The sequence below is a fragment of the candidate division WOR-3 bacterium genome, assembly GCA_039804025.1.
GTDB lineage: Bacteria > Hydrothermota > Hydrothermia > Hydrothermales > JAJRUZ01 > JBCNVI01.
Genome location: JBDRZP010000009.1, coordinates 69,876 through 79,015, shown reverse-complemented (window position 1 = coordinate 79,015; position 9,140 = coordinate 69,876). Strand labels below are relative to the sequence as shown.

At 33.4% G+C, this 9,140-nt stretch carries 8 protein-coding genes; 6 read left to right on the top strand and 2 right to left on the bottom strand.

The features are described from left to right. Nucleotides 1-513 (top strand): TIGR00366 family protein (locus ABIN73_04795; GenBank protein MEO0269041.1); only part of this gene is annotated, 513 nt, incomplete at its 5' end. Here the strand turns inward: ABIN73_04795 and ABIN73_04790 are convergent. Both ABIN73_04790 and ABIN73_04785 read right to left on the bottom strand, forming a co-directional pair. Then, nucleotides 507-1,847: a sigma-54 dependent transcriptional regulator gene (locus tag ABIN73_04790; protein ID MEO0269040.1), complete on the bottom strand. Its 1,341-nt coding sequence runs from the start codon at nucleotides 1,845-1,847 to the stop codon at nucleotides 507-509. The genes ABIN73_04795 and ABIN73_04790 overlap by 7 nt on opposite strands. After that, nucleotides 1,844-3,025, bottom strand: a complete 1,182-nt coding sequence (locus ABIN73_04785) for an ATP-binding protein (protein MEO0269039.1) — start codon at nucleotides 3,023-3,025, stop codon at nucleotides 1,844-1,846. Before ABIN73_04785 ends, ABIN73_04790 begins: the two co-directional genes overlap by 4 nt. Before the next feature lie 120 nt (nucleotides 3,026-3,145). On the opposite strand from ABIN73_04785, the gene ABIN73_04780 reads away from it, so the two are divergent. Genes ABIN73_04780 through ABIN73_04760 form a run of 5 tightly spaced genes read left to right on the top strand, consistent with a single transcriptional unit; the run spans nucleotide 3,146 to nucleotide 9,108 of the window. Beyond that, the gene (locus ABIN73_04780) at nucleotides 3,146-3,694 is read left to right on the top strand and encodes a prepilin-type N-terminal cleavage/methylation domain-containing protein (protein MEO0269038.1); all 549 of its coding nucleotides are present in this window, start codon (nucleotides 3,146-3,148) and stop codon (nucleotides 3,692-3,694) included. Further along, entirely contained in the window at nucleotides 3,678-4,100 is a 423-nt protein-coding gene (locus ABIN73_04775) for a type II secretion system protein (GenBank protein MEO0269037.1), read from the top strand. Before ABIN73_04780 ends, ABIN73_04775 begins: the two co-directional genes overlap by 17 nt. Continuing rightward, nucleotides 4,100-5,041, top strand: a complete 942-nt coding sequence (locus tag ABIN73_04770) for a prepilin-type N-terminal cleavage/methylation domain-containing protein (GenBank protein MEO0269036.1) — start codon at nucleotides 4,100-4,102, stop codon at nucleotides 5,039-5,041. Before ABIN73_04775 ends, ABIN73_04770 begins: the two co-directional genes overlap by 1 nt. 12 nt (nucleotides 5,042-5,053) lie before the next feature. Next, a complete protein-coding gene (locus ABIN73_04765; GenBank protein MEO0269035.1) occupies nucleotides 5,054-5,509 on the top strand; it encodes a hypothetical protein in 456 nt (151 codons plus the stop codon). Continuing rightward, complete coding sequence (locus ABIN73_04760) at nucleotides 5,509-9,108, top strand: PilC/PilY family type IV pilus protein (GenBank protein MEO0269034.1); 3,600 nt, start codon at nucleotides 5,509-5,511, stop codon at nucleotides 9,106-9,108. Before ABIN73_04765 ends, ABIN73_04760 begins: the two co-directional genes overlap by 1 nt. Nucleotides 9,109-9,140: the final 32 nt, after the last annotated feature.

The window sequence follows — 9,140 nt, the reverse complement described above, 5'->3', positions numbered from 1 at the left end:
AATACTTTGAATTTTATATTTCTTTTTGCTGGCCTCTTTTTACATTTTTCACCTCATTCTTATTTAAAAGCCTGTATTAATTCAGTAAAAGCATCAACAGGTATAATAATCCAGTTCCCCTTTTATGCTGGAATTATGGGTATGATGAAGTATTCAGGTCTTATAAATGTTTTTTCAAGTTTTTTTATTTCCTTTTCTAATCAAAAGAATTTCCCCTTTTATACATTTATTTCAGCAGGAATAGTTAATTTATTTATTCCTTCAGGAGGAGGGCAGTGGGCTGTTCAGGGTCCTGTGATGATAGAGGCAGCAAAAGTTCTTGGTGTTCCCTTTTCAAAGATTATAATGGCAATTGCTTATGGTGATGAATGGACAAATATGGTTCAACCTTTCTGGGCTTTACCTATTTTGGGAATAACAAGGGTAAAAGTGCAGGAATTGGTTCCTTATACACTCTTCTTTTTAATTATTTCTTTTATTTTTTTTACTCTAATACTTTTTAATTATCAGTAATTTATCTTATATTTCTTTAATTTTTCATAAAGTGATTTTCTTGAAATACCGAGAATTTCTGCTGTCTTTGAAATATTCCCTTTTGTAATTTTCAATGTATTTTCAATTATTTCTTTTTCCTTTTTTTCAATTTCCCTTTCAATTATATCTTTTAAATTTTGAATTTTTATTTCTTCTTCTTTCTCTTCAATTTTTTCAATCATTAAATGTTCTCTTTTTATTATGCCATCTTCAGTTAAAATTGCTGCTCTTTCCAGTATATTTTCAAGTTCTCTTATGTTACCAGGAAAATCATAAGTGATTAAAATTTTTTTACTTTCCTCATTTAGCTTTAGTTTTTTTCCATATTTTCTTTCCATTTTTTTTAAGAAATTTTCAGATATTAAAATTATATCCTCTTTTCTTTCTCTTAAAGGTGGAAGATGAATTGGAAATACAGACAATCTATAATAAAGGTCTTCTCTAAATAAACCCTTTTCAACAAGTTCTTTTAAATTCCTGTTAGTTGCTGCAATTATTCTTGTGTTAACTTTAATTGGTTTTAATCCACCGAGTCTTTCAATTTCTTTATATTCTATTGCCCTTAAAAGTTTTGGTTGAAGTTCAAGAGGCATTTCAGCAATTTCATCAAGAAATAGGGTTCCTCCATCAGCAAGTTCAAATTTTCCTATTTTTGTTTTATATGAACCAGTAAATGCTCCTTTTTCAGAACCAAAAAGCTCGTTCTCAAGAAGTTCTTTGGGAATTGCAGCACAATTGATTGGTATAAAGGGGCCTTCTTTTCTTTTAGAATTTAAATGGATGAATCTTGCAAAAACCTCTTTACCTGTTCCTGATTCACCTGTTAAAAGAACTGCTACATCTTCGCCAGCAACTTTTTTAGCAAGTTCAAGAGCTTTTAAGAATTTTTCATTTTTACCTATTATTTCTATTTCTTCTCCACTTATTGCCTTTAAAACTTCCTTGTTTTTTATCTCTTCTTCAATCTTCTCTATTAGTATTAAAACTTCTTCAGGGTCAAATGGTTTTGAAAGATAGTAATATGCTCCCTTTTTTATTGCTTTAACTGCATTTTCAATTGATCCATAGGCAGTTACAATTATTATATACACATCTTCAAATTTTTTCCTTATTTCGTCAAGAATAATAAGGCCGTCTTTTTCTTTAAGTTTTATGTCAAGCAAGATAACATCAGGTTTTTCTTTAGAGATAAAATTTATGAATTCATTTTCATTTGTAAATCCCTTTGCGTCAAAATTCTTATCAATAAGGAATTTTTCAATTGATTTTGTGAATGTATAATTATCATCAAGAATATAGATTTTTTTTATCATATTTCAATTATTACTTTTGTTCCTTTTCCTTTTTCGCTTTCAATTTTTAATTTATATTTGTGGAGTTCTGTTATTTTTTTTACAAATGATAAACCGAGTCCAAGACCTCTTGATTTTGTAGTGAAAAATGGTTCTGTTGCCCTTTTTAAAACCTCTTTATCCATTCCTTCCCCGGTATCCTCAATTATAATTCTGTTTTTCTTTACTTTTATTTTTATAATACCTTCATTTTCAATGGCTTCAATAGAATTTTTTATTATATTGATTATTGCTTTTTTTAGCAGCAACCGGTTCCCTGTGATTTTGAAATCCTCTATTTCTTTTTCGACTTTGATTTTTCCTTCCATATTAATGTCATTTAGGGCTTCTTCAATAATTTCTGATATATAAACTTCCTCAAATGCAGGTTCTTTTCCTTTAACAAAATATTCCTCATAATCTATTAAAATTTCCTGGAGTTCGTTAAGCTCTTTATAAATATTTTTATAAATTTTGTCTTCTATTTTTATAAGCTTCATATATGTTAAAAGAGATTGTAATGAATTTTTTATTTCGTGGGACAAAAGTGTGATTATTTCAGCAATTTCAAGAAATTTCTTCTTTTCTTCTTTTTCTTTAAACTCCCTTAAAAACCTGTAATCAAGAATTTCTGAAAGGAAATCAGAAATGGTTTTGCCCTTTTCCTCTGTCCATAGAATAAGTCCTCTTAAAACTCTATGTGTCAAAATTAAAAGAAGAATAAATGTAAATGAAAATAAAAAGGAAAAAAAAGTCTTCAATATAGAATTTTTGAGTTCAGGATAAAATGGAACTATTTTCTCATATCTCACTAAAAATTTATATTCAGGGTTATTAAAGTAAAATTTATTTTTGTAAATGAAAACTTTTTCCTTTCTATTAATTAAATTCTTTATATCCGGTTCTAAAATTATCTCCTCTTTTTTATAAATAAATTTTAATTCCTTGGAGTAGGAGATGACAAATTCAATATAATAAGGAAGACACCTTTTAATTCCACTTATAAATTCCATTATTTCTTTTTCTTCTCTATTTATAAACTCATTAAATCTATTTTTATAATTCAAAAATTCTATTCCAGAAATTAAAAAGGGCAATATACCTGTTATGAATAGCAAAAGAGAAAAAATATTTAAATAGTTTATCAGTTTTATTTTCATTAACATATAATTATAAAAAAATATGTTACCAAAAGGAAACACATTTTAAAAAAATAAACAATTTTTTTTGTTTTTTAATATGGAACAGTTTTTGCTTATTTAAAAAATGGAGGTTGAATTATGGAAAGGGTGAAGGAAATAAAATTTGATGTAGCCCCTAAAAGGGGGTTTACTCTTATTGAAGTTCTTGTGGTTATACTTATTTTTGGTATTCTTGTGGGTATAGGTGTTTTTTCTCTTGCAGATATCGGCAGAGTTTCTGCTGAAGGTGAAGCCGAACGTCTTTTAAGTGTTATAAAAACCGGAAGGGAGGCGGCTATTTCAAATCAAACTCCTGTTATGGTAAGTGTGGTTGGAAGAAGGTTTATTTTAACTTTTATGGGGGATCAACCGAGAGAATTCTTTTTGGTAAATTTAGAAAGGCTTAGGTTGGGTTCAACTAATGCTACACAAGGTACCCCTGATGCTGCTTCTATCATTGAATCTGATGGAATTTGTTTCAGTGAGGATGGCGTAACTTATGATAGAAATTTTTTAGTTTTTGATAGAAAGGGAGGAGCATTTTCAGGCTCATTTTATCTTACTGATGGTAGAAGGGACTTTGCTGTTGGTGTTTCCTCATCAGGGAGAATAAAACTATGGAGGTGGGGAAATGGAAACTGGTATTAAAAAAGGTTTTACGCTTATAGAGCTTCTTGCTGCTATAACAATTTTTGGCATACTTTTTGTTGGTCTTTTAAATTCAATCTTCTTTGGATTGCATGCAAATATTATAAACAGTCAGAGAATAAGGGCAAGACAGATTATGTCAACTTTTATGGATAATCTAAGGAATTTAAATCCTGATCATCCCTTCCTTCAGAATACATTTCCAGGTAATGGTCTTGATAATATAACTAATCCGGATCACATAGATACATTATCTGACAATTCTGGGATGGTTTATGAAGTTTTATGGAACATTGAGCCGGATCCTGTTGATACAGAAATTCTTGATATAAGAGTTTTTGTATTCTGGAGAGATAGAAGATTTTTTATCTCTTCACAGACTTCTTATTATAGGGAGGGCTTGTGATGAAAAAGGGGTTTACACTTATTGAATTACTTGTAAGTATGTTAATTTTCAGTATAGTTATGACTGCTGTGATTGCAGTTTTTGTAACCCAGCACAGAAAGACGATTCAGGTTCAGAATGTTTCTTCCTTACAAACAGATGCCCAGGTTGCCTTTGAAGTTTTAAAATGGGATTTAATGATGGCGGGGTTTGGACTTAGTCCTACAAATAATATAATCAATGCAGTGGACGGGGGATCAGATGCTCCTGATGAGATTACAATTTTTGGACTTGCCCTTGGGTATGAGCTTCAAACTACAGGATTTAATATAGCCCTGAATACTCAACCGGTACCGGCAAATATTATAACTACTAACTCTTGGTTTGGTCGAGATACAGTAAGGAACATCAAAAAAGGGCAATATGTTTATGGTATAAATCCTGAATCAAGAGAACTTGTTCCTTCTTTGCAGGGTGTAATGGTTGATAGTGTGGTTTTTAATTCTGACTCAACCCTTACACTTTTTCTTGCTAATAATGTATCATACTTAAGGGGCACAATTCTTATAGGTGTGAATAATCCTATCCTTCTTAATAACGGAGTAAGATATTTTCTGGATGCAAATGGGGTATTATGGAGAAACAATGTTCCTTTTCTTGAAAATGTTGAGGATATTCAGTTTGCATATGGAATTGATGGGCTTAATGGAGCTCCTGATGGAGAAATAGATGTAAATGAATGGGTAAATGATTTAACCGGAGTAAACAATGATTTAATTTTTGGAAATAAATTTGCTATAAGGGTTACCCTTATTGTAAGGACAAGAGGCATACCTGGGTTTGATTACGGGAGGAATCATATCGAGGTAGAAAACAGGGTTATTAATTTAACACCTTTTGATCGTAGATTTGACAGGATTATTTTACAAGGGGTTGTATTCCCCAGAAATTTGAATTTATAAAAGGAGGTTTTTATGAAGAGGGGGATTGCTTTAATAACAACAATCCTTATGGCTGCCCTGTTGACAATTTTAATAGGGACAGCTCTTTTTATTGCTTCAAGGGCTCTTTTTGTAACAGGTGGGGAAGAAAGATTTGCTTCAGCTCTTGAAGCAGCAGAGGGCGGAATTGAAAGAGGAAGTTTTAGGATTAGAAAATTCCTTGATGGCACGGAACCAAATCTTAATCCAATTGAGATTTTATTAGGTTCATATAGGGTAGAAATAGCTCCAGAAGCCGTGACCGCTTATGCTCGTTCTGGTTTTAACTTAAGATTTGCTGCTGCTTATCTTGGTCTTGGTTATTCGGAATCCGGTGGTGCGATTGGTCAGATTTTCCTTATTGCCTCCAATGCAAGACATCCCTCTGGAGCAAATATGGGTCTTGAAGCTTTAAGAATGGTACCAATTGGTGTAAAAGGAGGTGATTGATGAAAAGATTAATTTTGTTTTTGTTTTTTTTATCTTTTAATTTAAATGGGCAAGAGATGCCCTGTGCTTCCCCTCCGGGTGTTTCAATTGTCGAAAAGCCAAATGTGTTAATTGTTCTTGATGTAACAGGCTCAATGAGGTGGAGAGCAGCACATACACTTGATCCTGATGGTGCAGGTCCAATACCTCGAGGTGGTTATGACCCCAATTATCGATATTATGGCTACTTTCACCCTGATTCAATTTATCAGTATATTTCTCAGAAATTTTATGCAGTTGGATATTCAACCGATCGCTCATTTAATACAACAAACTTTAATCCAAGTGCAGATCGATACCATGGAAACATACTTAACTGGGCAGTTATGTCAAGAATTGATGTTGCTAAAAAGGCTTTAACAGGTGGAGCCGGAGAACCAACACAAGCGATTGATAAGCACACACTTATTGGTCTCGGAGACGGAAGCGACCTGCCGAGCGAAAGTGGCTGGCCAACTCCTTCATTCACAGTGATGGGTAACACATACAGATTTTCAAAACCAATTTATATGAGCAATAAACCATCAGAATTTTATGTTGAGAGATACCAATCCAATAGATGGGTAACAATTAAAACATATCAGTGTAGAGTTAATGTTAGTGGAGTTCCTAAGGAGGAGAAGTGTGGAGTTATAAGACAGATAGCAGATAAAGATCTTGATGGAAACTGGGATCAGGGTAAGGAAATCCCGAGATTCGGTTTATTCTTTTTTTCCACATATATATGGGATTTGCCTATAGAGTTTTATGAGACAGAGGAAAGCCCTGATATGGAACCATTTCTTAATGCAATAAACAATATAGTTCCTGAAGGGGGGACACCTGATGGTAATGCTATCCTGGAAGCAATCCATTACATTTCTTATGTAAGACCTCACTGGAACTTATATATCTGGCATCAAAGGGGTACAAAGTGGGACCCTATGTATTCTGGACAGGGTAGTTCTCTTGTTCAAATTCCCTGCAGAAAGAATTTTGTTATAATAATAGGTGATGGGGAATCAAATAGTGACCAAGAAATAAGGTCTGATTCTCACTTTGATTTTTCGGGTCCTTTTGGAAGAGACCTAAATGATTATGATGGTGATAATAATGCTTGTGATTTCAAGTGTATACAGGATTGGAGGGGGAATTGGTGGGCTACTCATCCTGCAGACGATTATGCCTATTTTGCACATATAAGTGATGTAAGGCCTGATATAGAGGGGTTTAATAATATAGAGTTTTTTTCACTTTTTGCCTTTGGAACGGGTGCAGAGTTGTTCAAAGAGATTGCGAAAGATGGAGGATTTCAGGATAAAGATGGTGATTTGGTTCCTGACCCGGAAGAGTATGATGAGGATAACGATGGAGTGCCTGATAATTATTATGAGGCAGAAAGTGGTTCTGAACTTGAACAGGCTATAAAAAATATAATTTATGAGATAATGGCAAGAGTCGCTTCAGGAACAGCAGTATCAATTATTACTCAGACCTCAAAAGCAGAAGGTATAGCTGCTTTTGCATCATATTATCCGAAAAGATTCTTTGGAAATATTGATATAAGCTGGACAGGTGTATTAAGGACGCTTTTTGTGGATAGGTTTGGTTTTTTAAGGGAAGATAATGATAAAAATGCAAAACTCAATCTTTTCAATGATTATGTTATTACTTTTTATTTTGATCCAAACTTAAATCAAACATTTTTGGTTAGATTTAGAGATGTATTTGGTAACGGTGATTCACTTGCTGAGGTTGAGAGGGTCCCTGTGGAGGAACTCAAGTCTCTCTGGGATGGTTCTGAAAGACTACTTAATAGCTCTCCTTCAGAAAGAAACATATGGACTTTTGTAGATTTAAACAAAAATGAGGTTATCGATATAGGTGAATACATTGAGTTTAATACCAGTAATAAATTAAAAATTTTACCCTTTTTAGAACTTCCTGCAACAAGAATTAATTTTGCCGATACACTTATAAGATATGTAAGGGGTGAAGATTTCCCGAATTTAAGAAGTAGGACTATACCTGATGGAAGAGTTTGGAAACTTGGTGATATAATTTTCTCAACTCCTCTTGTTGTTGGTTCACCCGCTGAAAGGTATGACCTTATATATGGAGACGCAAGTTATAAGACTTTTTATGATGCTTATAAAGATAGAAGGGTTAATGTTTATGTGGGAGCAAATGATGGAATGTTTCATGCTTTTCATTCAGGTAAATTGATTGATACTCGTAATCCTGTTGAACCACTGCGTGTGGATCCTGATGGAGTAATTATTGGAAAAGAAGTTTTTGCATATATTCCTTTCAATCTTTTACCTCATCTTAAATGGCTTCCAAGGGATGATTACTGTCATGTTTATTATGTTGATTTAAAGCCCTACCCCACAGATGTGAAGATATTTGAGCCCAGCTCCCAACATCCCCAAGGATGGGGAACAGTAACTATAGGGGGTATGAGGTTTGGTGGAAGTCCTTATGAGGGAATAAACTTTTATTCCTCTGCATATTTCCTTGTTGATGTTACAGATCCAAGGAATATAACAGTTTTATGGGAGAAAAGACTTCCCGATTCATCTTTTACAACTTCTTTCCCTGCAACCTGTAAGGTGGGGGATAGTTGGTTTCTTGTAATTGGTTCAGGCCCGACTAACCTTTCAGATGCGAATTCTTATAAGAAAGCAAATGTTTATATTCTTGATTACTCAACTGGAGAAGTAGTAAAAACATTTAATATTCCAGATGCAAATTCTTTCTGTGGAGATATTGTAACAGTTGATTATGACCTTGATTTTAATGTTGAGGCTATATATTTTGGAACAAATATACTTGAAAATCCATCCAATTTGACTTATGGTGGAAAACTCTATAAGATAGAAACATACGATGATCCAGACCCCGAAAACTGGAGACTAAAACTTATTTTTGATGCAGGAGAACCAATTGTTTCTTCACCTTCCTTTGGTCTTGATAAACAAGGAAGAATTTGGGTTTATTTTGGAACTGGAAGGTTTTATACAGCGGATGATGCTGATTATCTTAGAACCCAATATCTTGTAGGTGTTAGAGATGAAGGAGTAGCATATAATCTTAATGATCTTTATAATGTCACAAATGTTAAGGTTTTCAATGAAGATACAGTAAAAATAGGTGGTTCAATTATTTCCTTTAATCAGCTCGAAAGACTTACTACTCAAACTTACAAAGGCTGGTATAGAGAACTTTATGGAGGAGAAAGATGCATTACAAGTTCAGCCCTTATAGGTGGTTCTGTTCTTTTTACAACTTATAAGCCAGAATTTAGACCCTGTAAAGCAGGAGGCGAAGGTTTTCTTTATGCTCTTTATTATTTAACAGGAACAGCTTATTATAAACCCATTTTTGGAGAAGGTCCAGGTGGTGAGAATTTACCAGCAATTTCAACAGGTCCTGGAATGCCAGCAGAGCCTACAGTATATGTTGGGAGTGAGGGAGAAAAGGTCTTTGTTCAGATGGGAACGGGTGGTATAGTGGAAACTCCCTCTCCATTTCCCTTTTCTGTTAATAGAAGCAGAATTATTTTATGGAAAGGAAGATAATGAGGGTTCGATTCCCTTTAATTAATTTTTCA